Source organism: Aeromonas intestinalis, from assembly GCF_054052485.1.
Window position 1 is genome coordinate 1 of sequence record NZ_JBSTYK010000056.1, and the last position, 218, is coordinate 218.

A 218-nucleotide genomic window follows, 5' to 3' on the forward strand; every position below is an offset into this window, starting at 1 on the left:
CGGCGGTCCACGCCAACCTGATGAGCTCGCTTCCTCTGGAAGCCAGCGCCGAAAGAAAAGCGAAAACAAGCGCTTGACTTTCGAAGTGAGGTCGGTATTATACGCCACCTCGGCGCGACAAGCGTCACGCTCTTTAACAATTTGAATCAAGCAATCTGTGTGGGCACTCACAGCATCGAGCATCAAAAACAATTTTTGATTTTCAATGTCTGATGAAG

The 218-nt window shown here is 49.1% G+C and carries 1 protein-coding gene; it reads right to left on the reverse strand.

What is annotated here, in order from left to right; all coding sequences use genetic code 11:
* Nucleotides 1–218 (reverse strand): hypothetical protein (locus ACW5W7_RS21380; protein ID WP_456503010.1); only part of this gene is annotated, 218 nt, incomplete at both ends.